Source organism: Pedococcus sp. P2_E4 (assembly GCF_056403935.1).
Genome location: NZ_JBFUEO010000040.1, coordinates 1 through 26,228, shown reverse-complemented (window position 1 = coordinate 26,228; position 26,228 = coordinate 1). Strand labels below are relative to the sequence as shown.

24 protein-coding genes are annotated in these 26,228 nt (G+C 72.6%); 10 read left to right on the top strand and 14 right to left on the bottom strand.

The window, feature by feature from the left end; all coding sequences use genetic code 11:
- From AC1DV7_RS15355 to AC1DV7_RS15345, 3 genes are all read left to right on the top strand, one after another.
- On the top strand, positions 1–1,018 hold a 1,018-nt coding region (locus AC1DV7_RS15355), incomplete at its 5' end, for a lytic transglycosylase domain-containing protein (RefSeq protein ID WP_477598015.1).
- A 111-nt stretch (positions 1,019–1,129) separates the two neighbouring features.
- Positions 1,130–3,091: a Stk1 family PASTA domain-containing Ser/Thr kinase gene (gene pknB, locus AC1DV7_RS15350; protein ID WP_477598013.1), complete on the top strand. Its 1,962-nt coding sequence runs from the start codon at positions 1,130–1,132 to the stop codon at positions 3,089–3,091.
- A gap of 7 nt (positions 3,092–3,098) precedes the next feature.
- The gene (locus tag AC1DV7_RS15345) at positions 3,099–4,013 is read left to right on the top strand and encodes a DMT family transporter (RefSeq protein ID WP_477598011.1); all 915 of its coding nucleotides are present in this window, start codon (positions 3,099–3,101) and stop codon (positions 4,011–4,013) included.
- Here AC1DV7_RS15345 and AC1DV7_RS15340 read toward each other — a convergent pair.
- Complete coding sequence (locus AC1DV7_RS15340; protein WP_477598009.1) at positions 4,001–5,062, bottom strand: threonine aldolase family protein; 1,062 nt, start codon at positions 5,060–5,062, stop codon at positions 4,001–4,003. The two genes, AC1DV7_RS15345 and AC1DV7_RS15340, sit on opposite strands and share 13 nt — an antisense overlap.
- A 45-nt stretch (positions 5,063–5,107) precedes the next feature.
- Complete coding sequence (locus tag AC1DV7_RS15335) at positions 5,108–6,457, bottom strand: class II 3-deoxy-7-phosphoheptulonate synthase (RefSeq protein ID WP_477598007.1); 1,350 nt, start codon at positions 6,455–6,457, stop codon at positions 5,108–5,110.
- Between the two features lie 156 nt (positions 6,458–6,613).
- Here AC1DV7_RS15335 and AC1DV7_RS15330 point away from each other — a divergent pair, with 156 nt between their 5' ends.
- Positions 6,614–8,047 (top strand): glycoside hydrolase family 140 protein, encoded by a 1,434-nt coding sequence (locus AC1DV7_RS15330; RefSeq protein ID WP_477598005.1) that lies wholly within the window; start codon positions 6,614–6,616, stop codon positions 8,045–8,047.
- 3 nt (positions 8,048–8,050) lie between these two features.
- Here AC1DV7_RS15330 and AC1DV7_RS15325 read toward each other — a convergent pair whose 3' ends face one another.
- The 3 genes from AC1DV7_RS15325 to AC1DV7_RS15315 are packed head-to-tail and all read right to left on the bottom strand — an operon-like array spanning position 8,051 to position 10,850.
- A complete protein-coding gene (locus AC1DV7_RS15325; protein ID WP_477598004.1) occupies positions 8,051–8,755 on the bottom strand; it encodes a response regulator in 705 nt (234 codons plus the stop codon).
- On the bottom strand, positions 8,752–9,936 hold the full coding sequence (gene macS, locus AC1DV7_RS15320) for a MacS family sensor histidine kinase (protein ID WP_477598002.1): 1,185 nt from the start codon (positions 9,934–9,936) through the stop codon (positions 8,752–8,754). Before macS ends, AC1DV7_RS15325 begins: the two co-directional genes overlap by 4 nt.
- A 14-nt stretch (positions 9,937–9,950) precedes the next feature.
- Positions 9,951–10,850 carry a lysophospholipid acyltransferase family protein gene (locus tag AC1DV7_RS15315; RefSeq protein ID WP_477598018.1) on the bottom strand — a complete coding sequence of 300 codons (900 nt, stop codon included), beginning with the start codon at positions 10,848–10,850 and terminating at the stop codon, positions 9,951–9,953.
- Positions 10,851–10,983: 133 nt separating this feature from the next.
- On the opposite strand from AC1DV7_RS15315, the gene AC1DV7_RS15310 reads away from it, so the two are divergent.
- Complete coding sequence (locus tag AC1DV7_RS15310) at positions 10,984–11,571, top strand: hypothetical protein (RefSeq protein WP_477598000.1); 588 nt, start codon at positions 10,984–10,986, stop codon at positions 11,569–11,571.
- Positions 11,572–11,587: 16 nt separating this feature from the next.
- Here AC1DV7_RS15310 and AC1DV7_RS15305 read toward each other — a convergent pair whose 3' ends face one another.
- Genes AC1DV7_RS15305 through AC1DV7_RS15275 form a run of 7 tightly spaced genes read right to left on the bottom strand, consistent with a single transcriptional unit; the run spans position 11,588 to position 16,980 of the window.
- Positions 11,588–12,433 carry an endonuclease/exonuclease/phosphatase family protein gene (locus AC1DV7_RS15305; protein ID WP_477597998.1) on the bottom strand — a complete coding sequence of 282 codons (846 nt, stop codon included), beginning with the start codon at positions 12,431–12,433 and terminating at the stop codon, positions 11,588–11,590.
- Positions 12,430–13,416 (bottom strand): ROK family glucokinase, encoded by a 987-nt coding sequence (locus AC1DV7_RS15300; RefSeq protein ID WP_477597997.1) that lies wholly within the window; start codon positions 13,414–13,416, stop codon positions 12,430–12,432. Before AC1DV7_RS15300 ends, AC1DV7_RS15305 begins: the two co-directional genes overlap by 4 nt.
- Positions 13,413–14,369: an ROK family glucokinase gene (locus AC1DV7_RS15295; RefSeq protein WP_477597996.1), complete on the bottom strand. Its 957-nt coding sequence runs from the start codon at positions 14,367–14,369 to the stop codon at positions 13,413–13,415. Before AC1DV7_RS15295 ends, AC1DV7_RS15300 begins: the two co-directional genes overlap by 4 nt.
- On the bottom strand, positions 14,366–14,905 hold the full coding sequence (locus AC1DV7_RS15290; RefSeq protein WP_477597994.1) for a hypothetical protein: 540 nt from the start codon (positions 14,903–14,905) through the stop codon (positions 14,366–14,368). The genes AC1DV7_RS15295 and AC1DV7_RS15290 overlap by 4 nt, the downstream gene beginning before the upstream one ends.
- Complete coding sequence (locus AC1DV7_RS15285; protein ID WP_477597993.1) at positions 14,898–16,115, bottom strand: ArsA family ATPase; 1,218 nt, start codon at positions 16,113–16,115, stop codon at positions 14,898–14,900. The genes AC1DV7_RS15290 and AC1DV7_RS15285 overlap by 8 nt, the downstream gene beginning before the upstream one ends.
- Positions 16,116–16,143: 28 nt before the next feature.
- Positions 16,144–16,590 carry an SRPBCC family protein gene (locus AC1DV7_RS15280; RefSeq protein WP_477597992.1) on the bottom strand — a complete coding sequence of 149 codons (447 nt, stop codon included), beginning with the start codon at positions 16,588–16,590 and terminating at the stop codon, positions 16,144–16,146.
- A 27-nt stretch (positions 16,591–16,617) separates the two neighbouring features.
- Positions 16,618–16,980 (bottom strand): hypothetical protein, encoded by a 363-nt coding sequence (locus AC1DV7_RS15275; RefSeq protein WP_477597991.1) that lies wholly within the window; start codon positions 16,978–16,980, stop codon positions 16,618–16,620.
- A 147-nt stretch (positions 16,981–17,127) separates the two neighbouring features.
- On the opposite strand from AC1DV7_RS15275, the gene AC1DV7_RS15270 reads away from it, so the two are divergent.
- Entirely contained in the window at positions 17,128–18,927 is a 1,800-nt protein-coding gene (locus AC1DV7_RS15270) for an AMP-dependent synthetase/ligase (protein WP_477597990.1), read from the top strand.
- A gap of 39 nt (positions 18,928–18,966) precedes the next feature.
- Entirely contained in the window at positions 18,967–20,355 is a 1,389-nt protein-coding gene (locus tag AC1DV7_RS15265; RefSeq protein WP_477597989.1) for a hypothetical protein, read from the top strand.
- Here AC1DV7_RS15265 and AC1DV7_RS15260 read toward each other — a convergent pair.
- Positions 20,309–21,628: a hypothetical protein gene (locus AC1DV7_RS15260; protein ID WP_477597988.1), complete on the bottom strand. Its 1,320-nt coding sequence runs from the start codon at positions 21,626–21,628 to the stop codon at positions 20,309–20,311. The genes AC1DV7_RS15265 and AC1DV7_RS15260 overlap by 47 nt on opposite strands.
- A 58-nt stretch (positions 21,629–21,686) precedes the next feature.
- A complete protein-coding gene (locus tag AC1DV7_RS15255; RefSeq protein ID WP_477598016.1) occupies positions 21,687–21,917 on the bottom strand; it encodes a hypothetical protein in 231 nt (76 codons plus the stop codon).
- Positions 21,918–22,114: 197 nt separating this feature from the next.
- Between AC1DV7_RS15255 and AC1DV7_RS15250 the strand changes: the two genes are divergently transcribed.
- The 3 genes from AC1DV7_RS15250 to AC1DV7_RS15240 all read left to right on the top strand — a co-directional run.
- A complete protein-coding gene (locus AC1DV7_RS15250; RefSeq protein ID WP_477597987.1) occupies positions 22,115–23,833 on the top strand; it encodes a DEDD exonuclease domain-containing protein in 1,719 nt (572 codons plus the stop codon).
- 46 nt (positions 23,834–23,879) lie between these two features.
- The gene (locus tag AC1DV7_RS15245) at positions 23,880–24,164 is read left to right on the top strand and encodes an Lrp/AsnC family transcriptional regulator (protein ID WP_477597986.1); all 285 of its coding nucleotides are present in this window, start codon (positions 23,880–23,882) and stop codon (positions 24,162–24,164) included.
- A 104-nt stretch (positions 24,165–24,268) separates the two neighbouring features.
- On the top strand, positions 24,269–26,228 hold a 1,960-nt coding region (locus AC1DV7_RS15240; RefSeq protein ID WP_477597985.1), incomplete at its 3' end, for a zinc ribbon domain-containing protein.

The following is a 26,228-nucleotide window of genomic DNA, read 5'->3' as shown; positions in this document are numbered from 1 at the left end:
GGCCACCTACGTCGTGCGGGGCGGCGACACCCTGAGCCACATCGCCGCGCGCAAGGGGGTGTCGCTCGCCTCCCTGCTCAAGACCAACAAGCTGTCGACCCGCTCGGTGATCCACGCCGGGCAGAAGCTGCGGATCCCCGGTGTCGGCGCCACCGCCTCGGCCTCGCCCTCTCGCGGCCCCTCCGGTGGCTACGGCACGACCACCTACACAGTCCGCAGCGGCGACACCCTGACTGCCGTCGCCCAGCGCACCAGGACCCCGCTGTCGAGCGTCTACTCGCTCAACCACCTCAGCTCGCGCTCGATCATCCACCCGGGGCAGAAGCTCCGCGTGAGGGGAACCGCGACCTCGGCCGCCGCCCGGGCCGCCGCCGCGGGCACGACCTACACCGTGCGGTCGGGTGACACCCTCAGCGCTGTGGCCGTGCGTCACGGCGTGACCCTCGCAGCCCTCCTCAAGGCCAGCAAGCTGTCGGCCTCCTCGGTGATCCTCGTCGGGCAGAAGGTGCGCATCCCCGCCAAGGCCGCCACGGCGTCCAGTGCCAACACCTTCGCCGGCCGCACCTACCCGGCCAGCATCGTGGGCGCCGCAAACCGCAACCGCGCCGCCCTCGCTGCCCGGTCGGTCCCGAGCCGCAGCCAGACCAAGGCCATGATCGTCGCCACCGCGCGGCGCCACGGTGTCGACCCCAAGCTCGCGCTGGCCGTCGGCTGGCAGGAGTCGGGGTGGAACCAGCGGCAGGTGTCGGTGGCCAACGCGATCGGCGTCATGCAGGTCATCCCCTCGTCCGGCGAGTGGGCCTCCCAGATGGCCGGTCGCCACCTCAACCTGCTCAACACGCAGGACAACATCACCGCCGGCGTGGTCATCCTGCGCAGCCTCACCCGGTCGGCACCGAGTCTCGACAAGGCCATCGCCGGCTACTACCAGGGGCTGTACTCCGTCACGAAGAACGGGATGTACGCCGACACCAAGGTCTATGTCGCCGCCATCAAGGCCCACCGCGCCCGCATGTGACGTCCGCCAGGCGGACTCCCCGGACACCGGCCTGCCCGTACGGCAGCCCTGCCGGACCCCTCCCGGACCCGCCTGCACGGAAAGCCCACGTTGACCTCCTACACTTTGCGGGTGTCTTCCGGTGTGACCGAGTCCCTGCTGGGGCGTGTGCTCGACGGGCGTTACCGCGTCCTGTCGCACATTGCCGACGGCGGTATGGCGTCGGTCTACCTGGCGCTCGACACCCGGCTCGACCGCGAGGTCGCGCTCAAGGTGCTGCGTGCCGACCTGGCCTCCGACGACGGCTTCGCAAGCCGGTTCCGGCGAGAGGCCCGGTCCGCGGCCCGGCTGTCGCACCCCAACGTCGTGGCGGTGTTCGACCAGGGCGAGGACGACGGCACCATGTTCCTGGCCATGGAGTACGTCCCCGGGCAGACCCTGCGCGAGGTGATGCGCGCCGAGGGCCCGCTCACCCCCCGTGCGGCGCTCGACATCATGGGGCCCGTCCTGCAGGCCCTGGGTGCGGCCCACCGTGGCGGGATCATCCACCGCGACGTCAAGCCCGAGAATGTCATCCTGCGCGAGGACGACGGCACCGTGAAGGTCGCCGACTTCGGTCTCGCCCGCGCGGTCAGCACCCAGACCAGCGCGTCCCAGACCGGTGTGCTGCTCGGCACCGTGGCCTACCTGTCCCCCGAGCAGGTCGAGCGCGGCATCGCCGACGCCCGCAGCGACGTCTACGCCGCCGGGCTGATCCTGTTCGAGATGCTCACCGGCCAGAAGGCCTTCACCGGCGACACCCCGATCCACATCGCCTACCAGCACGTCCACGGCTCGGTCCCCGCGCCGTCCTCCAAGGTCCCGTCCGTGCCCACCGAGCTCGACGCCCTCGTGGCGCTGGCCACCTCGCGCGACCCCGACCACCGGCCCAGTGACGCCGACGACTTCCTGGCCCAGGTGCGCAGGTCCCGGTCCATGCTCACCCCCACCGAGCTCGACCGCCGACCCGAGGGGCCTGCTGCCCTCGAGGGTGGCGTGAGCACGGTGGCCGTCGAGCGCACGAGCGCGTTGCCGGTGTCCGACCCGTCGGCGCCGGCACCCGCCTCGTCCCCCACGAGCCCGCCGCGCACCCGCCCACCGGTGGCGCTGCCGATCGACCACACGCCGACGGCGCCGACCGTGCGCCCGTCGCGAGACGACGACGACGGGCGCAGGCTCTGGGGCTGGTTCGGTGCCGCCCTCGCGCTCGCCCTCGTTGCGGGCGTCGCCGCGTGGTGGTTCATCGGTGGACCCGGCTCCCCCACCACGGTGCCGCGCACCGTCGGCCTGAGCTACGCACAGGCCCAGCGCGCGCTCACGACTGCGCACCTCGACGCCAAGCAGGTCGAGGCCTTCGACGAGACCACCCCCAAGGGCCAGGTCATGACGAGCAACCCGGGTCAGGGCCAGCAGGTCGGCCGCGGCACCGAGGTCACCTTGACGGTGTCCAAGGGCCCGGAGCGGTATGCCGTGCCCAACGTCGTCAACAAGTCGAAGGCCGAGGCCAGCGAGCAGATCACCGCGACCAAGCTCATCGTCGGCAAGACCACCGAGGCCTTCAGCGAGACCGTGCCCCAGGGCCTCGTGGTCGGCGTCGCCCCCGCCGCGGGCACGCCCCTCAAGCGCGGCGACAAGGTGGCCCTCGTCGTCAGCAAGGGCCGTGAACCGATCAAGGTCACCGACTTCACGGGCAAGCCCGCCGCCGACGCGGTCGACGCGCTCTCCAAGGCCGGTCTCGAGGTCGACGCCACCGAGCAGCAGTTCAGCACCGACGTCGCCAAGGGCAGCGTCATCTCGCAGAGCCCGTCCGGCGGCACCCTCTTCAGGGGGGAATCCGTCACGCTGGTCGTGTCCAAGGGGCCGGAGATGGTCAAGGTGCCAGACGTACGCCGCAAGCAGGTGGCTGAGGCCGAGCAGATCCTCAAGGCCGCCGGGTTCCAGACCCAGGTGCGCCAGGCGCTGCCGGGACTCAACTTCGGCACGGTCCAGAACACCGACCCTGGCCCGGGCTCCGATGCGCCCAAGGGCTCGATGGTCACCATCATCACGGTCTGACCCCTCGGTGCGCGTTTCCCTCCCCGCGAGCCGCCTCGCGACGCTGCTGCTCGTCTCGGTCACGGCCGTCTGGGGCTCGACGTTCTTCCTCATCCGGGACCTCGTGGCCCACGTCCCGTCGGCAGACTTCCTGACGGTGCGGTTCGCGATCGCCGCCGTCGTGATGTTCGCAGTCTTCCACCGGCACACGATGGCGCTGTCCCGTCGCGAGGTGCTCACCGGGGTCGGGCTCGGGGTGCTCTACGGCCTGGCCCAGCTGTTGCAGACGGTGGGTCTGGAGCACACCTCCGCCTCGGTCTCCGGCTTCGTCACCGGCACCTACGTGGTGCTGACGCCCCTGTTCGGCGCCGTGCTGCTGCGGGACCGGATCTCGCGCACGACCTGGGCCGCAGTGGTGCTCGCGACCGCCGGGCTGGCGGTGCTGTCGCTGCGCGGGCTGTCGATCGGCTACGGCGAGGCGGTCACGCTGGCGTCCGCAGGGCTCTACGCGCTGCACATCGTGGGGCTCGGCCGGTACTCCACCGCCGAGTCAGCCACCGGGCTCGCGACCGTGCAGGCCTTCGTGATCGCCGGGGTGACCTTCGTGGCAGCCGTGCCCGGCGGCGTGACCCTGCCCCAGGGCGGTGGCCAGTGGAGCTCCCTGCTCTACATGGCGCTGGTCGCCGGAGCCGTGGCCCTGTGGGCGCAGACCTGGGCCCAGTCCCACCTACCGGCCACCCGGGCCGCGATCGTCATGACCATGGAGCCGGTGTTCGCCACGTTCTTCGCGGTGCTGCTCGGTGGTGAGTCGCTGACCGGCCGCATGGTGCTCGGTGGCGCGATGGTCCTGGCAGCCATGTACGTCGTCGAGCTGCTCGGGCGCCGCTCGGGCGCGAGCGCGGCCGAGGACCGGCCGGCCGAGCTGCTGCATCACGACGTCTGAGGCCCGTCCCGCAGCAGCGGCACCAGTGCCTCGACCGCAAGGTCGGTGCCCGCGTCGTCGACGTCCAGGTGCCACACGAGGCGGACTGCCGTGCTGCTCACCGGATACAGCCGTATGCCGCGTCGGCCCGCCTCGGTCACGAAGTCAGCGGGCGTCCAGCCGGATCCCGACACGTCGAGGACCACGATGTTGGTCTGCACGCGCTGGGGGTCGATCGACCCCGGCACGGCTGCAGCCGCCGCCTCGGCGAACCGGCGGGCCCGGGCGTGGTCGTCGGCCAGCCGCTCCACGTGGTGGTCGAGGGCGTGCAGGCCGGCCGCAGCGAGGATGCCGACCTGCCGCATACCGCCGCCGAACCGCTTGCGCCACACCCGGGCCGCCGCCATGAGCTCGCGAGACCCGACGAGGACCGAGCCGACCGGCGCCCCCAGTCCCTTGGACAGGCACACGCTGACCGTGTCGAACAGCCGGCCGTAGGTCGCCAGCGGCACGCCGGTCGCGACGTGGGCGTTCCAGAGCCGCGCGCCGTCGAGGTGCATCGCCACACCCCGGGATGCCGTGCCGGCACGCAGCGCCTCGATCTGGTCGAGCGGCTGGACGGTCCCGCCGCCGAAGTTGTGGGTGTTCTCCACCACGACGAGCCGGGTGTTGACCTGGTAGGTGCCCCCGTCAGGGATCATCAGGGCCAGCGGCTGCGCCGCGTCGAGGAGCCCGTGCTGCGCCACCCAGGACCGTGACGAGATGCCGGACAGCACCGCCGCGGCCCCCATCTCGGCGCGCAGCACGTGGGCGAGCGAGTCGGCGACCAGCTCCTCACCGTGGCCGACGTGCAGCCGCAGGCAGAGCTGGTTGGCCATCGAGCCGGTCGGAGCGAACAGCGCGTCCTCGTGACCGAGCAGGTCGGCCACCCGCTCCTCGAGCGCGCGCACCGTGGGGTCCTCGCCGAAGACGTCGTCACCGACCGGCGCCCCGGCCATCGCTGCCCGCATCGCCTCGGTCGGCTGGGTCAGGGTATCGGACAGCAGGTCGACCACGGGCGCGTCAGGCATGCCGCCAGCCTAGGAGGTCACCCGGCGACGCAGCCGCCCGGGAGGTCAGTCCTTGGCCAGCATCTCGGCGACGAGGAACGCGAGCTCGAGGCTCTGCTGGTGGTTGAGCCGTGGGTCGCACACCGTCTCGTAACGCTTGTTGAGGTCGGCGTCGAGGATCTTCTCGGCGCCGCCGATGCACTCCGTGACGTCGTTGCCGGTGAGCTCGACGTGGATGCCGCCCGGCACCGTGCCGAGCCCGTGGTGCACCTCGAAGAAGCCACGCACCTCCTCGACGACGTCCTCGAAGTCGCGCGTCTTGTAGCCGCTGGCGGACTCGAAGGTGTTGCCGTGCATGGGGTCACAGATCCACGTGACCTGGGCACCGGAACCCGTGATCTTCTCGACGAGGGTCGGGAGCGCGTCGCGGACGGTCTTGGCGCCCATCCGGGTGATGAAGGTCAGGCGCCCCGGCTCGCGGTCGGGGTCGACCTTGTCGATGAGCCGCAGCACGTCGTCGATCTCGGCCTTGGCCGACAGCTTGATGCCGATGGGGTTGAGCACCTTGGAGACGAAGTCGATGTGGGCGCCGTCGATGTCACGGGTGCGCTCTCCCACCCAGATGAAGTGGCCGCTCGTGTCGTACAGCTCGCCCGTGCGGCTGTCGACCCGGGTGAGCGGTCGCTCGTAGTCGAGCAGGAGCGCCTCGTGTGCAGAGAAGAACTCCGTGGTGCGCATCGCGTCGAAGTCGGCCCCACAGGCCTGCATGAACTTCATCGCCTTGTCGATGTCCTTGGCCAGCCGCTCGTAGCGGCTGTTGGCCGCGTTGGCCACGAAGCCACGGTTCCAGTCGTGGACGTGGCGCAGGTCGGCGAAGCCGCCCTGGGTGAAGGCGCGGACGAGGTTCAAGGTGGCCGTGCTCGCGTGGTAGGCCTGCACCAGCCGCTGCGGGTCGGGAGTGCGCGACTCGAGGGTGAAGTCGAAGTCGTTGACCATGTCACCGCGGTATGCCGGGAGGGTCACCCCCTCGCGCGTCTCTGCCCCGCTGCTGCGCGGCTTGGCGTACTGGCCGGCCATCCGCCCGACCTTGACCACCGGGACCGAGGCGCCGTACGTGAGGACCGCCGCCATCTGCAGGATCGTCTTGACCCGGTCGCGGATGTTGTCGGCCGTCGCCGCGGCGAAGGTCTCGGCGCAGTCGCCGCCCTGGAGCACGAAGGCCTTGCCCTCGGCCGCGGCGGCCATGCGGGTCTTGAGGACGTCGCACTCACCGGCGAACACCAGGGGCGGATACGACGCGAGCTCCGCCACCGCGGCCTGCAGGCGCGCGGCATCCGGCCAGTCCGGCTGCTGGGCAGCCGGGAGGTCGGCGCCAGCAGCGAGGCTGGCCAGGACGTCATGGTGCGTCGTGCTCACCGCTCAAGGATAGGTGTCGCGACCACCACACCGTGCCACGGCCCAGATCGCGGGCACCGCCAGCGGTCCGCGGACGTCCGGCGAAACCACGGTCGCGCGACCCTCCGGGCGATTACGCTCGACGAGGTGGCCTCACGACCGAAAAGGTGGCTCGCCGTGGCACTCGTACTGGGGGCGTTCACGTCGGCGTGCGCGGGTGGGCCGGTGCGGCAGGACCCGGCGTGCACGCGCACGTCCACCACGCCCTCCGCGTCCGCCCCGGTGACCACGTCGTCGAGCTCGGGGACACCGTCAGGCTCCGTCTCGAGCACCGGCGCGACACCGGCCGGGCCCACCACCGTTGCCGCCTCCGCTCCGGCGTTCCCCCTCTCCGCCAAAGCCGACAGTCCCWACCTCGTCGACTCCGCGGACCAGCCGTTCCTCATCGTGGGCGACGCCGCGTGGTCCCTCGTCGCCGAGCTCTCGGTGCCGCAAGCCCGCGACTACCTGCGCGCCCGCAAGGCAGCGGGTTTCAACACGGTGCTGGTCAACCTCGTCGAGCACCAGTTCGCGAGCAACGCCCCGTCGAACGTCGACGGTGTCGCCCCGTTCGTCGGCTCCGCCTTCGGGCAGGCCGACGAGGCGTACTTCCGGCACGCCGACCAGATCCTCGACGAGGCCGCAGCGCTGGGGTTCCTCGTGCTGCTGACGCCCGCCTACGCCGGGTATGACGGGGGTGACGAGGGGTGGTACCCCGAGATGGTCGCCGCCGGGCCCGAGCGGCTGCGGCGCTGGGGTGAGTGGGTGGGCGCCCGCTACGCCGGCAACGACCACATCCTGTGGGTGCAGGGAGGCGACTACGACGTCCCCGACCAGGGACTGGTCGACGCCATCGCGGAAGGCATCGCCGCCAAGGACCCGCAGGCCCTGCAGACCTACCACTCCAAGCGCAACAAGCCCATCGCCGACCGCTGGGGGACCCGGGCATGGCTGGACGTGGAGACGGTCTACACCGGCGAGGACGTCCTGTCCGAGGTGCACTCGACCTTCGAGTCGTCGCACCGGCCTTTCTTCCTCGTGGAAGCGGTCTACGAGAACGAGTCGGGCATCGACGCCGCGGGGCTGCGCCGGCAGGCCTGGCAGGCAGTGCTCGGCGGCGCCGGGGGGCAGGTGTTCGGCAACGACCCGATGTGGAGCTTCGGGACCAAGGAGGGCACGGGCACCCAGAGCTGGCGCCAGGCGCTGGACTCCCCCGGGACACAAGGCATCCACCGGCTCTCGGCCCTCCTCACCAGGATGCGGTGGTGGCTGCTGTGCCCGGACCTGACGGGCGACCTCCTCGAGGGTGCCGGCTCGGACACGGACGACCCCGTCGCGGCCTTCAGCCCCGAGACCGGCGAGGCGGTGCTCTACCTGCCGCGGGGCGGTGAGGTGGCCCTGGACCTCTCGGCGCTGGGCGGCAGCCGGGTGCAGGTGACGTGGTACGACCCCACGTCCGGTCGCGAGGTCGGGGCGGGCGCCCACGCCACCAGCGGCGCGACCCGCCTGCGCCCACCCGGGGCAAACGACGCTGGCGACGCCGACTGGGTCATGGTCGCCAGGCGCGAGTGACCCTCAGGCCTCGGGGGTGTCCAGGCCCTTGGCGATGGCGAACCGCACGAGCTCGATGCGGTTGTGCAGCTGCAGCTTGCCGAGCGTGTTCTGGACGTGGTTCTGCACGGTGCGGTGCGAGATGAACAGGTCCGCCGCGATCTCCTTGTAGGACATGCCCGTCGCGACGAGCTTGAGCACCTCGGTCTCGCGCTCGGTCAGTTCGGGGATCGGTCGTGACGGGTCGGACGGCGGCTGGCTGGACATCTTGCGGAACTCCCCCAGCACCAGACCGGCCAGCCCCGGGGTGAAGACGGCGTCGCCCCGTGCGGTGGCCCGGACGGCAGCCACGATCTGCTCGCGCGAGGCCGACTTCACCAGGTAGCCGGTGGCACCCGCCTTGACCGCCTCCAGGACGTCCTGCTGCTCCCCGCTGGCGGACAGGACCAGGACGCGGGTCTCGAGCGACCCGAGGGCAGCGCAGACCTCGTGACCGCGCATGCCGGGCAGGTTGAGGTCGAGCACGAGGACCTGGGGCCGGGTGGCCTTGGTGCGGTTGACGGCCGAGGGCCCGTCGCCCGCGGTCGCGAGGACCGTCATGCCGGCTTCCGCGAGGTCGCCCGCCACCGCGTCACGCCACAGCGGGTGGTCGTCCGCCACGACCACGGTCACGCCGTCCTCGTGGGGGGCCGCACCCGCGGCGTCCGTGCCCTGCTCGACGTTGCTCATCTCGCTCCTCCACGATCGTCCGGTCCCACCTTCGGCGCCCTCATGCGCACCGTGACGCCTGCCCCTTCACGGGCCGTGTACTCCGCCGTGCCACCGAGGTCGGCCAGCCTGCCGCGGATGCTCGACGCGGCGCCCAGCCGACCCGCCGCGGCCGCCTCCTCGAGGCGACCCTGCGGCATACCGACGCCGTTGTCACGCACCGTGAGGGCGACCTCGTCGCCCTCGTCCTCGACGAGCACCCACGCCTGGGCGCTGTCACCGGCGTGCACCCGGACGTTGTCCAGCGCGGCGGCGACCGCGGCCACCAGCTCGCCGGCCACCCGCGTGCGCAGCATCACGGGGTCGGCGGGCGCCACGAGGTGCACCTGTCCGCCCGCGTAGCGTCCGAGCTGCTGGCGCAGGTCGACCTCACCGGTCACGACCACCTCGGTCTCGGCGGCGCTGCCGCTCACCAGGGCGCGCAGCAGCCGCTCCTGGTCGGCAGCCATGGCGCCGAGCTCGGCAGGCTCTCCCCCGAGCTGGGTGCCGCGGCGGTTGATGAAGGCGAGCGTCTGCAGCACGCCGTCGTGAACGGTGCGCGCGAGGCGCTCGCGTTCGCGGACCTGCGCCTCCAGCGCGAGGGCAGCGCGCAGCTTGGCGTGTCCCTCGCGGGCCAGGTCGCAGGAGTAGCCGATGAGGGTGCCGATGAGCAGCAGCAGGACGATGTTGTTGACCGTGCCACCGTTGACCTTGCCGACCTCGACGACATCGACCACACCGATGAAGACGGCCGCCGCGAAGCCGCCCTTGCGCCCGAACAGGACGGCGGCCGAGACCACGCCGGCTGCCGGCCAGATGGCGGGCAGGGTGCGCCCACCGGCCTCGATCGCCTCGGGCGAGTCGACCAGCCGGGTGGCCAGGACGGCGGCCGCCGCCAGCAGCAGCTCGGTCACGACGACCCACGCCCGGCGTTGTCGGTACACCACGAGGAACACGGTCCAGGCGGCCAGCACCCCGAGGACGCCCCACGCGACGGCCGGGCGCAGGAGGTCCTGGGGCCGGTCCCACAGGAGGTAGGCGGCATACAGCAGTGCAAGGGGGCGGAACGCGTCGATGCCCTTCCAGAAGGCCGACACGACCTCCGGCTGGGAGCCGGGCGCGACGGACGCGGGTCGCGCGGACAACCACAGGGGTCGGGCCACGGACGCCGCTGGGGTCAGCTCGCGGCGCGGCGGCCCCCGGGGGCCTCGCCGTCACCCTCGGCGTCAGCGGCGGCGGTGTCCTCGTCGATGTCCGCCGTGGCGTCGTCGACGCCGGAGGTGGGCCGGGAGCGGCGGGACCCCTCGTCGTCGCCGGCGTCGAGTGCCTCCTCGAGCTCCTTCGCGGCCTGCCCCGGGAGGGCGGCCTCCTGCAGCTCGCGCGCCTTGGTCTTGGCGGCGGCGAGGATGCGGTCCTTCATGGACGTCGCGTACATGTCGACGTACTCCTGGCCCGAGAGCAGCATGAGCTCGTACATGATCTCGTCGGTGATCGAGCGCAGGACGAAGCGGTCGTCCTCCATGCCCTCGTAGCGCGAGAAGTCCAGGGGCTTGCCGATCTTGACGCCGATCCGGATCAGCTTGGGGATCTTGGTGCCGGTGGGCTGGGCCTTGTCGGTGCCGATCATCGCCACGGGCAGCACCTTGACCCCACCCTCGAGGGCCATCCGGGCGACGCCGGTGCGACCGCGGTAGAGGCGGCCGTCGGGGCTGCGGGTGCCCTCGGGGTAGATGCCGAGCAGCTCGCCGCGGCGCAGGACCTTCAGGCCGGAACGCAGCGCCGCCTCGCCGGCGCGGCCGCCGGAACGGTCGACCGGCAGCTGTCCGACGCCCTTGAAGAACGCGGCGGTCAGCCGGCCCTTGAGCCCGCGGCCGGTGAAGTAGTCGGACTTCGCGAGGAAGGTCATCCGCCGGGACACGACCAGGGGCAGGAAGATCGAGTCGGAGAAGGACAGGTGGTTGCTGGCGAAGATCGCGGCACCGTCCTCGGGGATGTTCTCCTCACCCTCCACCCACGGGCGGAAGAGCAGCTTGAGGATCGGGCCAAGAACGACCGTCTTGAGCACCCAGTAGAACAAACGCAGCACCTCCCCTTCGTGCCGTGAACTCTACGGCACCCGTGCCCGCGCTGGTTGCCACGTTGGCACAGGTGCCGCGTATCGTTGACCCGTCGATGGACTTCATCGCACGGGCCGAGGCAGAGGGGATCCCATGGGCGACAGGGACGTGGACGCCGAGTTCGCCGACATCATCGCCCGGTGGGACGAGGTCGAGTCACTCCCCGATCCGGTCGGTCCGGAGGCCGGGGCCGCCGGCTCGGGCAGCGCGCGCACGGATGCCGCCGCCCTCGAGAGCCTCGACGGACGCACCGACCCTGACGAGCGGACAGCGCCCCCGGGTCGACCCGTCACCAACCCCTCGCCGCTACGGCCGTCGCCGACCAACCCGCCCCCGATCCGTCCGTTCGTCGTCTGGCGCGGTGCCGAGCAGGCACCGGGTGGCGAGGAGTCCGCCGACGTCGTCGACCCGATCGAGCTGCTCGACGACGAGGACGACCACTTCGTCCCGGGCCCCACCGCTCCCCTGCCCCCGCAGGAGGACCTGTCGTTCTGGGGCATCGTCGCCGGCCTGGTCGGCGGGCCCCTGCTGCTCCTGTGGCTGGTGCTCTTCCGCCCCGACGTCAGCGGGTGGTGGACGTTGGGCGCCCTCGGGATGATCGCCGGCGGGTTCGTCTTGCTCGTGCTGCGCCAGCCGCACAGCCGCGACGAGGACGACCCCGACAACGGGGCACGCGTCTAGCTCGGGTCCGGCCGCCTCAGGCCTGTTCCTGCCCCGCATCCTGCCCCGCATCCTGCCGCGCGGCGCCCGCGCGCTCGGCGCCCTCCTCCGCACCCCCCAGCGCGCCCTCCTGCGCACCCTCCTCCGCGGCCGCGACCACGGACTCGGCCACCGCCGGCCCGGTCTCGGTCTCGGCGGTCGGCACCGGCGTGGGGTCGAGGTCGACGTCGACCCAGGTCGGACGGTGGTCGCTGGCCGCCACCAGGTCGCCCTCGTCGAGCGCGACGTCGCGGTGCGGGAGGACGACCAGGTCCGGCGACCCGAAGATGACGTCGAGCACCCGCCGGGGCGCCTTGGCCGGATAGGTCGGGGTCGTCGGCGAGACCAGGCGCAGCGGTGCGGCGAACAGGCGCCAGGCCTTGCCGGACTCGGTCTCGTTGAGGTCACCCGCGAGCAGCACCGGCCCACCGCCGGACACGGTCTGGAGGATCTGCCCGGCGTGCCGCTCGCGTTCGGCCGCGTCGAGGCTGAGGTGCACCGACGCGGCCACGAGCGGCTCGTGACCCGCGGGCGCGACGCGGATCACGGCATACCCGCGGGTGCGCTGCAGCGCGGCCACGCGCAGTCGGTGGTGACGGGACTCGGTCACCTGGACCCGCAGCGATGTGAAGATCGTCGTGCCGCCACTGCCGCGGTGCCGGCCCGACCAGTACATGCCGCACTCCGCCGCGAAGGCCGACACCCGCCAGCTCGCACCGAGCCGACGCGGCACCTCCTGCAGGCACAGGACGTCGGGGTCGATGGCCCTGACGACGCGCGCCGCCGCGGCCCGGTCGAGGGTGAAGTCCTTGAGGTTGTAGGACGCCACGCGCATCGTGCTCATGCAGGCGCATCCCGCTCGGCGGCGTCATGGCGGGCCAGGTCGGCCGCTCCGATGAGTCCGGCGTCGTTGCCGAGGGCCGCCGCGACGATCCTCGCCTCGGGGCGGTAGCCACGGCCGGTGAGGTGTCGGCGGAAGGTCGTGCGCGCCGGGTCGAGCAGCAGGTCGCCCGCCGCGCTGACCCCGCCCCCGATGACGAAGACGCCGGGGTCGAAGGCCGCCGCCAGGTTGGCGATCCCGACCCCCAGCCACTGCCCGATCTCGGTGAGCAGCTCGGTGGCCGTCGGGTCACCCTCCTGGGCGGCCTGCGTGATCATCGGCCCGGTGAGGGCACCGGGGTCGCCGTCGACGCGGTCCAGCAGGTCCGTCGCCATCGGGCTGTTCGCGGTCATGAGCGTCCGGGCCTCGCGGACGAGCGCGTTGCCCGAGGCGTACTGCTCCCAGCAGCCCTTGTTGCCGCACTCGCAGCGCTGCCCGCCGGGCACGACCTGCATGTGCCCGAACTCGCCGGCGATGCCGAACCGGCCGCGCATGATGGCACCGTCGAGGATCAGGGCGCCGCCGATTCCCGTGCCGAGGTTGACCATGACGACGTGCGACTCCCCCTGCGCTGCGCCGAACCTCCACTCGGCCCAGGCCGCCGCGTTGGCGTCGTTGTCGACCGAGATGGGCACCGGCACCCGGCGCTGCAGGTTGGCTTCGAGCGGCTCGTCACGCCACGACAGGTGGGGCGCGAAGGCGACCGTCTTGCGGTCGGCCGCGACGAACCCCGCGGCCCCGATGCCGACACCGACCACCGGTGCGGGCGCGGAGTCGAGCAGCTCGGTCACGACCTCGACGATCGTGTCCTCGACGACGCCGGGGCTCTTGGAGCGGTGCGGGGTGTCGCGTCGCGCGCGGCCCACGACGGCGCCCTGCTCGTCGACCAGGCCACCGGCGACCTTGGTGCCCCCGATGTCGATGCCGACGGCCAGCTGCCCGCTCACGCGCCGACCCCCTCGGCGGCCAGTGCGGCGACGCCGATGAGACCCGCGTCGTTGCCGAGGGAGGCCTCGACCATGGGCGCCACCGGCCGGTGGCCGCGCCCCGTGAGCTGACGGCCGTATGCCGCGCGCGCGGGTTCGAGGAGCAGGTCCCCCGCCGCGACGACTCCCCCGCCGATGACGATGAGCTCGGGGTCGAGGACGGCCGCCACCGACGCCACACCCTCGCCCACCCAGCGGCCGAGGTCGGCGATGAGCTCGATGGCCGCGGGGTCGCCGGCCTGGGCCAGGTTCGTGATGTCAGCGCCCTTGAGGGTCGCCAGGTCTCCACCGCAGGCCTCCGCGATGGCCGCGGCCTGCAGGGCTCCGGAGGCCACGAGCTCTCGCGCCTCGCGCACGAGGGCGTTGCCGGACGCGTAGACCTCCCAGCAGCCGCGGTTGCCACAACCGCACCGGATCCCGTCGGGCACGACCCGCATGTGCCCGAGCTCGCCGGCGATGCCGAAGCCGCCGCGCACGAGCCGTGAGTCGACCACGACCCCACCCCCGATGCCAGTGCCCACGGTCACGAGGACCATGTCGTCGGCCTCCGATGCGGCACCGAAGCGAAACTCACCCCAGGCGGCTGCGTTGGCGTCGTTCTCGATGGTCACCGGGTGGTCGACGATCGCCTCGAGCCGCAGCTTCATCGGCTCGTCGCGCCACGCCAGGTTGGGGGCGAACAGGACCCGCGAGCCGGTGCGGTCGATGAAGCCCGCACATGCGACCCCGATGGCCCGGACGTCGGTGCGCCCCGCCTGCAGCTCGGCGACCACGGCGGCGACGTCGCGGGAGATCTGGTCGGGGTCGTGGGCCGGGGTCTCCCGCCGCGCCCGGGCGAGGATCTCACCGGTCGCCGACACAACGCCCGCCGCGATCTTGGTGCCACCGATGTCGACGCCGATGGTGACGCTCACGGCGTCTCCGCCGACTCGTCGTCGGTGTCGATCCGGATGTCCTGGACCCGGGTGCTGCTCGAAGCGCCGGAACCCGGGCGAGCGCCGGTCGACTGCCCGCCGGCCCGTCGCTGGTCGGCGAGGTCGCGCAGGGTCGCCGCGATGGCGCCGGCGAGGTCGGCCAGCCGGTCGACCGTCTCGGGCCGGACGGAACGCACCAGTGCGATCCCCTGGCAGACCGGGCACAGCTGGCAGGTGACGGCCTGGCCGACACCGTTCTCGGCGCCACAGGACGCACAGCGGCTCGCACCGTGGAGTGGGGACCCGTCCGCGCGTTCGTCCGCGCCGTCCTCGCGGTGCGCGCCGTCGGCGGTCTCGGCGCGCGCAGGTTCGTGCGGCTCTCGATCGGGAGGGGCATCGTCGTGGGGCGCGTGGTCGTGAGGCGCCGACGCGGCATACGCAGCACTGGCGGAACCGGCCCACCCACCCAGGGCGTCGAGCAACCGGCTCGCCTCCTCGGCCACGGAACCCACCGGGGGTCGATCGTGCTCAGCCACGGGGCCACACCTCCTCGTCGGGGACGAAGCGCACCCGCAGCAGACCGCCGCGCACGGACGCACCCTCGACCACGCATCGTTGCAGAGCCGCGGGCAGCGTGAGCACTCGGCGGTGCTCCCCTACCGCGACGAGCAGCTCGTCGTCGCGGCGTTGCAGCCCGAGGTCGGACGCATGGGCCAGCGGCAACGGCAGCATCAGCACGAACCCGTCGTCGTGGCGCTCGACGGTCATCCCCCGGTGGGCCACCGGTGCGAGCAGGTCCTCGGTGGCGCCCTCGGCCCCGGCCTGCTGCGCGGCCGCGAGGTCGGCGAGCGCGTCCACGCCGATCGGCTCGGCGGCCAGGTAGGGCGTGACGACGACCGGCAGCCCCGCAAAGGACTCGCGCACCTCGACCAGTCCCGTCTGCTGGGCGGCGTTCCACGAGCTGCGCCACTGGTCGGCGGCTGCAGAGGCGACCTCGGGGAAGACCCGGTTGACCACGACGCTGTCCACGACGAACCCGTAGAGCGACAGCGACGTCCAGGTGCGCCGGGACTCGGCGATGACGACGCGCTCGGGTGTGAGGACCAGGCGCACCGAGGTGCGGTCGCCCGTGAGGATGCGGTGGACCTCGCGCATCTGCCGGTGCCACCCCGTCACCGCGTCGATCACCGCGGGCTCGGGCAAGGGCACGCCGGCGGCAGCCGCGGCGGCGGGGCGCAGGGTGCGGATCAGGCCGCGCTGGGCGGGCAGCAGGCGCTCGAGGTGCCAGGCCAGCGCCTCGGGCAGGGCCAGCAGCCGCAACGTCTCGGCGGTGGGGGCGCAGTCGACCACGACGAGGTCCCACGGCCCCGACTCGACCTGCGAGCGCAGCTCGAGCAGGGCCGCGACCTCCTCTGCGCCCGGCAGCCGTGTCAGCTCCTCGGCCACCACGGTGTCGATGCCGAGGGTGCCGAGCACCGACAGCAGGTAGTCCTGGACGACCCTCCACGAGTCGCCCAGCAGGTGCGGGGCGCTGACCTGCAGGGCGCAGAGCCCGGGCTCGACCTCGACCGGTCGTCCAGCGTTCACACCACCCAGCTCGACGGCCAGCGCATCGCCGAGCGAGTGCGCCGCATCGGTCGACATGACCAGCGTCTTGACCCCCGCACGGGCGGCCCTGACCGCCGTGGCCGCAGCAGTGGTCGTCTTGCCGACTCCGCCCTTGCCGGTGAAGAGGATGACGCGCATGGTGCTGCCGGGTGACCCGCTCGGGGGATTAACCCTCCACTCGCTTCTTCAGCGACTTCAGGGCCGTGTCGATGATGACCTTCTCGGCCTTGCGCTTGAGCATCCCGAGCATCGGGATCTTGACGTCGACCGCGAGCCGGTAGGTCACCGTCGTGGCGTCCTTGCCCTTGGCCGCGAGCGTGTAGGAGCCGTTCATCGCCTTGAGCACGGAGGCCTCGACCAGGCTCCACGAGACGACGCCGGTGCCGTTCTTCGTGACGTCCCACTCGTAGTCGAGCGTGTAGGTGTCCTTGATCGCCCCGGCATCCAGCGTGAACTGCACCTGGTCGGCCCAGCCGTCGCCCTCCTCGGTGAGCACGGCGACCTTCTTGACCTCGGTGGCCCACTGCGGGTAGCTCTCGAAGTCGGCGATGACGTCGAGCACCTCGCCCGGCTTGGCGTCGATGTCGATGCTGGATTCGGTGCGGTCGGCCATGCGCCGAAGGCTACAACCCCGTGGCTTTCAACGACGACCGCCGTCGGCGACGTCCTCGAGCCGGTCCTTGAGGGCGTGCACCGCCGCCTTCCAGCGTCGGGTGTGGCGCGCCCCCACGTCGCGCGGGGCCCGCTCGCCGCGGACGCCCCGCAGGTAGTGGTGCACGATGACGCCGTCCCGCCAGGGCTCGAGCCAGACCTCCATGTCGCCGACCACCTGGCCGGTGACCTCCCACCGGATCCCCTTGACCCCGCGGTCGCGCACGACGCTGACCGCCAGGTGCGGCCACAGGGAGCCCAGCCACCCGGCGTGGTTGAACTGCTCCCGCACCTGTTCCGGCGTAGCCCGGATGAAGGTCTCGTCCACCAGGTCGACGCGCGACCGTGACATCAACACTCCTCGCTGCAACTGCCGTGCTCCCGCCAGCGCGGCCCACCCCGTGAGATACGCCACGGGATTGTCAACGGGCCTCGCCCGGTCAAGATACTCCTCGGTAGGATCGGCGCCAGGCAGCCCGCCTTCGTCAAAGGAGACTCCGTGCAGGAACACGTCGCACCACCGCTGGTCACGCCCACCACGGAGGGCAGCCTGGCCGACCTCCCGGCCCGCAACGCCAAGCGCAACCCCACCAAGGTCGCCTTCTCCCGCAAGGAGGGCACTCGCTGGGTCGAGGTCACCGCTCGTGAGTTCGACCACGACGTCCGCGCCGTCGCCAAGGGCCTGGTCGCCGCCGGGATCAAGCCCGGTGACCGCGTCGCGATCATGTCCAAGACCCGCTACGAATGGACCCTGGCGGACTTCGCGATCTGGACCGCCGGCGCCGTCGCCGTCCCGATCTACGAGACGTCCTCGGCCGAGCAGGTCAGCTGGATCCTCGCCGACTCCGGCGCCAGCGCCGTCGTCCTCGAGACGCCCGCCCACGAGGCAACCGTCGGCGAGGTGCGCGCCGACCTCGCGGGCCTGACGCACGTCTGGCAGATCGACGCCGGCGCCCTCGACGAGCTCAAGACCTCCGGCGCAGCCGTGTCCGACGACGACCTGGCCGCGACCCGCAGTGGCGTCGACCGCAGCTCGGTCGCGACGATCATCTACACGTCGGGCACCACCGGCCGCCCCAAGGGCGTCCAGCTCACGCACGACAACTTCATGGCCCTGGCCGACAACGCGATGGCCAAGCTCGAGCAGGTGGTCAAGGCCGACGGTGCCTCGACCCTGCTCTTCCTGCCGCTCGCGCACGTGTTCGCCCGGTTCATCGAGGTGCTCTGCGTCACCGGCGAGGCCAAGATGGGCCACAGCGCCGACATCAAGAACCTCCTGGCCGACTTCGCCGACTTCAAGCCGACCTTCATCCTGTCCGTCCCCCGCGTCTTCGAGAAGATCTACAACTCCTCCGAGGCCAAGGCGACCGCCGAGGGCAAGGGCAAGATCTTCGCCACCGCCGCCGACACGGCGATCGCCTGGTCGAGCGCGCAGGACACCGGCGGCGCCGGCCTCGGGCTCAAGGTGCGCCACGCCCTGTTCGACAGGCTCGTCTACAGCAAGCTCCGCGCCGCCATGGGTGGTCAGGTCATGTATGCCGTGTCCGGCGGCGCCCCGCTCGGCACCCGGCTGGGCCACTTCTTCCGCGGGATCGGCGTGACCGTCCTCGAGGGCTACGGGCTCACCGAGACCACCGCGCCGGCCACGGTCAACGTCCCAGACCGCGTCAAGATCGGCACCGTCGGCGCCCCGCTGCCCGGCGTCGGCATCCGCATCGCCGACGACGGCGAGATCCTCATCCAGGGCAACAACGTCTTCCGCGGCTACCACAACAACGACGACGCGACCTCGGGCTCGATCGTCGACGGGTGGTTCCACACCGGCGACATCGGCGAGCTCGACGAGGACGGCTATCTCAAGATCACCGGTCGCAAGAAGGAGATCCTCGTGACGGCCGGCGGCAAGAACGTCGCCCCCGCGGTCCTCGAGGACCGACTGCGCGCCCACCCGCTGGTCTCCCAGTGCATCGTCGTCGGCGACCAGAAGCCCTTCATCGCGGCCCTGCTGACCCTCGACGAGGAGATGTACGGCGCGTGGGCCAAGAACAACGGCATCGAGGGCGTCAGCTTCGCGCAGGCGCGCACCAACGAGACCGTGCTGGCCGCCCTGCAGACAGCGGTCGACGACGCCAACAAGGCCGTCTCCAAGGCCGAGTCGATCCGCAAGTTCGCCGTCCTCGAGGGCGACTTCACCGAGGAGAACGGCTACCTCACCCCGAGCCTGAAGCTCAAGCGCAACGTCGTCATGAAGGACTTCCACGACCAGGTGGAGCAGCTCTACTCCGGCGCCAAGGAGTAGCCGCCACCGCTGGTCTGCCCACCCCCTAGGGTTCTGGGCATGCCCAGCGGCACCCGCACCTCCACCAGCCAGGCCACCACGTTCGCGGTGGCCTGGCTGGTGTACTTCACGGCCCTGCAGTGGAGCGTGGTGCGTTACCGGATCCCGATCGTCGCCGCCTTGACCGCCTCGACCCTCGCCCTGGCCTGGTGGCAGTGGCGCGGCCGCGAGCTCACGCTCGGGCGGGCGGCGGGCGAGCTCGTCCTCGGGCGGGCGCCGGGCGAGCTCGTCCTCGGGCGGGCGGCGGTCGTCGCGATGCTCGCCGGGTCGGCCCTGGCGACCCTGGCCGTCCCCCTCTTCAGCTACCTCGCCCCCACCGGCCTGGCCGTCGCCACGACCGTCCTCGTCGCGGTGCCGCTCGCCTGCGCGGTCCTGCTGTGGGCCAGGGACCCGCGTGCCCCCTGGGCCGCCGGGGGCCTGGCCGTCGTCGCGTATGCCGCGTGCGCGGCCACCGCGATCATCTCCTCACCGCGCCCGCGCATCGACGTCTGGGTGACCTTGCAGCAGGCCGCGGACGGCCTCGGGCGCGGCGAGAACTTCTACGCGATGAGCTGGTCGGGCTCCCCCGGGATCCAGGACGCCTTCACCTACCTGCCGTGGACCGCGGTGTTGCTCGCCCCCGGGCGGTGGCTGTTCGGCGACGTCCGGTGGGCGCTGGCCTTCTGGACCGTCGTCGGGCTCGCCGGGGTCTGGGTGCTGGCCCTCGGTCCCCGAGCGTCACGCGACGAGTCCGGCGGCTGGGTCTGGCCGGCAGCGGCCGTCACCGCCCTGCTCGTCTTCGCCCCGGGGACGCTGACCCAGCTCGACCAGGCCTGGACCGAGCCGCTGCTGCTGACCGGCGTGGTCTGGTGGGCGGTGCTCGTGCAACGGGGCCGTGCCTGGTGGGCGGTCGTGCCGCTGGCCCTCGCCTGCGCGAGCAAGCAGCACCTGGCGCTGCTGCTGCCCGTGCTCGTGCTGTGGCGGCCGTTCGGCTGGCAACGCGCCGTCGCGACGGGGGCGCTGACCGGCGTCCTGCTGGCGCCGTGGTTCCTCGCCAGCCCCTCGAACTTCCTCCACGACACGGTGAGCCTGCTCGTGTCGTTCCATCCCATCAGGTTCGCGAACACCCTGTACCTGTTGGCGCTCAACACCTTCGGGGTGACCTTGCCGTTCTACGTCACCGCCGTCGTCGTCCTCGCCACGCTGGGCGCGGTCTGCTGGACGGTCTGGCGGCGACAGCCCGGGCTCGCCTCGCTGCTGCGCTGGCTGGCGCTCGTGCTGCTCGTGGCCAACCTCGTCAACAAGCAGGCGTTCTACAACCAGTTCTGGCTGGTCGGAGCGCTGGTGGTGGTGTCCCTCGTCGTCAGCCGGCCGCCAGGGCACGCAGGTAGCGCACCCAGTCGCGGGTGAACGCGGCCTCGCTGGTGCCCAGCACCGAGGCGAAGGCGTCTCGGGTGCGCACCTCCGGGTCGCCGGCAGGGCCGCTCGGGTCCGGTGAGGTCGCGGCGGCGAGGTAGAACTTGACGAGCGCCTTGCGCCCGAAACGGTCCTCGATGCGCCTCACCGCGAGCCACGCGGCGTTGTAGCTGGGAGCGATGGTGGTGCGGGTCGGGTCGAAGTCGGCCGCGACGGGCAGGGTGGTCGGGACCTTGCCGGCGCGGACCCGGTCGAGCAGCGCGGACGCGACGACGCCGGGCCCCACCCCGATGTCGCGGTAGCCCACGTAGTCGGCCATGCCCTCCGAGAGCCACAGCGGCACGGGGCGGTTGGTGGTGGCGCGGATCGCCACGTGGGTCGCCTCGTGGGTGACCACGACCTGCCGTCCGCGAGGCTGCAGCGTGGCGAAGGCTGCCGGGTTGACGACCACGCGGTCGGCGCCGGCCCGGCCCTGGGGGTCGAAGGGTCCGTCGGTCACGGCGGCCACCTGCGCCACCTGGGCGGGCTCCTGCCCCACCTGCTCGGCCATCTGCTCGGCACTCGCGGGCACCACGAGGACCAGGGACGCACTCCACTTCGGCGTCCAGACGGCCTTGACCCGGGTGATGGCGGTGTCTCCGAGTGCGAGGAACGGCCGCAACCGGGAGGCTGGGCCGCTGCCGACCACGAGCGTCGTCGGGCTCGTGAGCACCGTGAACCTCGGGATGTCCCAGAGCTGGGGCTGGGTGCCGCCATCGGAGTCGTCGGCGAGCAGCCACCGCCCTGCCCTGTGCACGAACGTGAAGTAGGACTCGAACTCGCGCTGTGCGCGGTCGTAGCCGGCCAGGCTGTAGCGCCCGTGGACACGGGTGACGAAGGCCTCGGGCCCCACCTGGGTCGCCCGCTCGGCGCTCAGCGCCGGGGCGGGCTCGGGCGTGCCGTAGCCGAAGGTCGCGAGCGGCAGCTGGGCGATGGCGTCGAACTGGGCGAGCTGGCGCAGCCCGAAGCCGCTGGAGGGCCGGTCGAGCGTGGCCTCGAACGCGGCCCGGTCGCGGTGCTTGAGCGCGTCGGCCCGTGCCGTGAGCAAAGCCGAGACGGCCTCGTCGCGCAGGAGCTGGGGATCGGGGGCGTTCTGCGCGGTCGCACGGGTCCCGCTGGTCGAGGTGGTGGCCCCGGGTGTGGGCGTGCCGGTGCAGCCGGCGACGAGGGCCACCATCACGGCCGCCTGCGCGAGCGCCCTCGCGACGGTCGGGGGGCGGCTGTTCACCGGGACATCGTAGGCACGTGCCTCGTGGCCCCCACCGGTCAGCCGACCCCCACGCCGGTCAGCCGACGGCCCTGACGTGTCGGGCCCAGGGCTCGCGGCGGGCCCGTGCGTCGGCGGCGGTCTGCGCCGACACCAGTCCGGCCGCAGCGAACCGGCTGACGGCCACCCGCTCCGCCGCGTCGAGCGCCAGCTCGACGGCCTGGGGCGCCTCGAGTGCCACGAGGGCGGTCACCATGCAGTCGTCACAGTGCAGGTCGCGCACCGGACAGCTCTGGCAGTCGATGATCATCGCGGTCACCTCACGTCCCTTTCTTCGGCCCGTCCGCGTCGTGCGGACGGTTCTCCACTGCCCACGACGCTACGAGAGCCCACCGACAGCCCGGCCACACCCGTCCGGACACACCCCGTCCGGCCGCAGGCCGGCCGCTGCCCTCCGGCCGGTGCGCCTGCCGGGTCCTGTCACACCACCGGCCTACCGTCGGGAGCATGCAGATGGTGCAGGGCACGTTCGACGACCTGGGCACGGCGCTGGCCGATGTCACGTTCGTCGTCGTCGACCTCGAGACCACCGGCGGCAGCCCCCAGGACTCGGCCATCACCGAGATCGGGGCGGTCAAGGTCCGCGGCGGTGAGCTGCTCGGTGAGTTCCAGACGCTGGTCAATCCGCACCTGCCCATCCCCGCGTTCATCCAGACGCTCACCGGCATCACCACCGCGATGGTCGCCACGGCGCCGCGCATCGAGTCCGCCCTGCCGGCGTTCCTCGAGTTCGCCCAGGGGTCGGTCCTCGTGGCGCACAACGCCGGCTTCGACATCGGCTTCCTCAAGGCGGCCGCCGCAGCACAGGGCATCGACTGGCCGAGGTTCGGCGTCCTCGACACCGTCCACCTGGCGCGCGCCCTGGTCACGCGCGACGAGGCCCGCAACCACAAGCTGTCCACGCTGGCCGCGTTGTTCAGCTCCACCACGACGCCCGACCACCGGGCGCTGCACGACGCCCGCGCCACCGTCGACGTGCTGCACGCGCTGATCGGGCGGGTCGGCAGCCTGGGCGTCCACACGCTCGAGGAGCTCACCAGCTACACCTCGCGGGTCTCCCCCGAGCAGCGCCGCAAGCGCTGGCTCGCCGACGGCCTGCCGAGCGAGCCGGGGGTCTACCTCTTCAAGGACGGTGCGGGCCGGGTCCTCTACGTCGGCACGTCGGTCAACATCAGGGCGCGGGTGCGCAACTACTTCACCGCCTCCGAGCACCGCACCCGCATGGCCGAGATGGTCCGGCTGGCCGAGAGCGTCACCCCGATCGTCTGCGCGACGTCCCTCGAGGCCGAGGTGCGCGAGCTGCGGCTGATCGCCGAGCACAAGCCCCGCTACAACCGGCGCTCCCGGTCCCCCGAGCGCGCCACGTGGGTCAAGCTCACGGTCGAGGCGTTCCCCCGGCTGTCCATCGTCCGCGAGGTGCGCGCCGACGGGGGCCGCTACATCGGCCCGTTCGGCAGCCGCGGCTCGGCCGAGGCTGCGATCGCAGCCGTGCACGAGGTCATCCCCCTGCGCCAGTGCGTCCAGCGGTTGTCCCCGACCCGGCGGGTGGGTGCCTGCGCGCTGGCCGACATGGGGCGGTGCGGGGCGCCGTGCACCGGGGCCCAGAGCGTCCAGGACTATGCCGTCGTCGTCGAGGAGGCCGTCCACGCCCTCTCCGGCGACTCGCGGAGCATGGTGACCGCGCTGCGCTCACGGATGGGCACGCTCGCCGAGCAGGAGCGCTTCGAGGATGCGACCACGGTGCGTGACCGGCTCATCGCGCTGGTGCGCGGCATCGCGCGGGCCCAGCGCATCGCACCGCTGGCGGCCAGCCCCCAGATCATCGCCGCCAAGCCGGCGGCCGCGGGCGGCTGGGAGATCGTCTGCGTGCGCCACGGCCGACTGGCCGCCAGCACCGTCTCGCCGCGTGGCGCCGACCCGATGCCCTACGTCCAGGCCGTGGAGGACACCGCCGAGGTGGTGCTGCCCGCCCCGTGGCCCGCACCGGCCGCCACCCCCGAGGAGACCGAGAAGATCCTGCGCTGGCTCGAGGGCCCCGGGGTTCGCATCGTCGACCTCGACGGCGAGTGGAGCTGTCCCGTCGGTGGCGCCGGCGGGGCCCGGGCCGAGCTGGAGCCCCAGGCCGTGGCCCGGCACGAGGTGGCGGGTTTCGTCGCCGCGTCGTGACGCGCGCCCGGCGTCACGCGACCACCGCTGCGGCTAGATTGGCCCCGTGATCTCCGCCATCGTCCTCATCAGCGCCGAAGTCGACCGCATCCCCGAGGTGGCCCAGGCCATCGCCGAGCTCGAGGGCGTGTCCGAGGTCTACTCGGTCGCCGGCGACGCCGACCTCATCGCGATGATCCGGGTCAAGGAGCACGAGCAGCTCAACGACGTCATCGCCGACCAGCTCAACAAGGTGCAGGGTGTCATCGGCACCAACACCCACATCGCGTTCCGCACCTACTCGCGGCACGACCTCGAGGCGGCGTTCAGCCTGGGACTCGACGGGGACTAGTCACTCACCCGTTCGGGTCTGAGTACCCCAACCCATCCACGGCAGGGCTGCCGACCGGTTCAATCGGACCACCAGCGCCGACGGCGCAACCCCATGGAGGCCCGATGTCTGCGATGCCGTGGATCCCCTGCCCCTCCTGTGGGCAGGACCTGCCGCCGCACCAGCCCGCCTGTCCGCACTGCGGCCTGTCCCTGGTTGGTCCCGACGCTGCCCGGCTCTGGCAGGTCGACCAGCAGCTCGCACACCTCCAGCTCGAGCGCACCTCGCTGCTCGCCCGGCTGCGCCAGCCGGCCGCACCTCCCGCGAGCCCATCCCCTGCCAGCCCATTCCCCGCCGCCGGCAGCCCGGCCCCCGCCGCGCCTGGTCTCGCCCCGCCTACTGCCGCACAGATGGCACCATCATCGACACGCGCCGCCCGCCGGGCCTGGACCACCCAGCAGACGCTGCTCGCGATCGGGGTCCTCCTGGTCCTCGTGGCGGCGTCCCTCGGCCTGGCCATCGCGTGGTTCGTCATCGGCCCGTACGGCCAGGTCGTCGTCATGGCAGGGTTGACCGCGCTCGCGGCTCTCGCGGCGCTTCAGCTGTCCAAGCGCTCCCTCGCCAGCTCGGCCGAAGCCCTTGCGCTCGTCTGCGGCGGCCTCATGCTCCTCGACGTGTCCGCCGCCCGACGGATGGACCTGTTCGGTCTCGGGTCGCTCGACGCCCGGCCGTACGCCGCGGTGACCGGGCTGCTCTGCGCCGTCGCCCTCGGCTGGCTGCACCAGCGGGACCGCCGCGTGGCTGGCTTCGCGCTGCTGTCCCTGACGGCTGCCTCGGTCGGTTGGGGCGGCGTCGTCGCGCTCGCCGACGACTCCCAGGCGGCGGCCGCCGGCTTGGCCCTCGTGGGCGCGGCCGGCTTCGGGCTGCTGCGCTGGCAGCTGCCACCGGGACTGGGCCTGGTGCGGCGAGCCGCCGGTGGTCCGGCTGCCGGGTGGGCGGTCCTCAGCCTGGTGCTGGGGTGGCTCGGCGCCCTGACCCCGTCGGTGGATCCCACCGGTCCCGGCACCGCGACCGCGGACGGCCTGCTCAGTGTCGTCGTGCTCATCGCTCTCACCGGCGGCTCGGTGGAGGTCGTGCGACAGGTGGTCAGTGCCCGAGCCGGCGTCGCCGGCTCGGTCGCGGCCGTCAAGGCCGACTGGCGCGATCGACCCTCCTCGGGCGACTGGCGCGCGCTCGGGGTGCYGGTGGTCGTCGCGACCGTCGCCGTCCCGGTCGCGGTCGTCGGGCTGGCCCTGCAGGTGGACGCGATCGGCACGGCCGCACTGGCGTGCCTCGTGGGTCTGGCCGCCATCGCCCTGGTGGCTCTCGAGCCGTTCGGGCGCGGGCTGCGCGGCTGGTGGGCCACCGGCCAGTCGGCGCTGGCCCTGGTCCTGCTGGTCGCGACAGCGGGCGCGCTCGGCTCGCAGCCCGCCGTAGCGGCCACCCTCAGCGTGACGAGCCTGGTGGCCGGCGTCACCGCAGTCCTGCGCCGTCCCTGGCGCGCGGTGGCAGCCGGCGTCGCCGCGGCCACCGGTGTCGCGGCCCTCGCGACGGCCACGGACCTCGTCTCACCCACCACCCGGACCACTGCCCTGACGCTGGCCGGCCTGGCGCTCGTGGCCGCCGCGCTGGCCCGCCCGGGCGAGCCCGAGGAGGCGCCGCTCGGGGTCGTCGGCGCCATCACCTCGCTGGCCGCGGTGGGACTTGCACTCTCGCCCGACGGTACGACCTCCCTGCTCATCGCGACCCTGCTGGCCGCCACGGCCTCCTCCACCGCCTCGGCCGTCCTGCGGCCCCGCGGGGTGCGTCCGGCTGCGGCAGGCTCCGCCGTCCTCTTCGGCACCTGGGCGTCGTGGCTGGTCGGCGGGCTGGCATCCCACGAGCTGCAGCTGGCCCTCGTGGCCCTCGCCGCGGTCGTCTGTGTGGCCCTGTCCGCCTGGCGCCGCACCCGGCCCGAGGAGGCCGTGCTCGGCGTGGCCGCGCTCGTCGTGGCGCTGCTGGCCGTGGGCACCGCCGTCGCCCGGGACTGGCCGCACGTCGCCACGG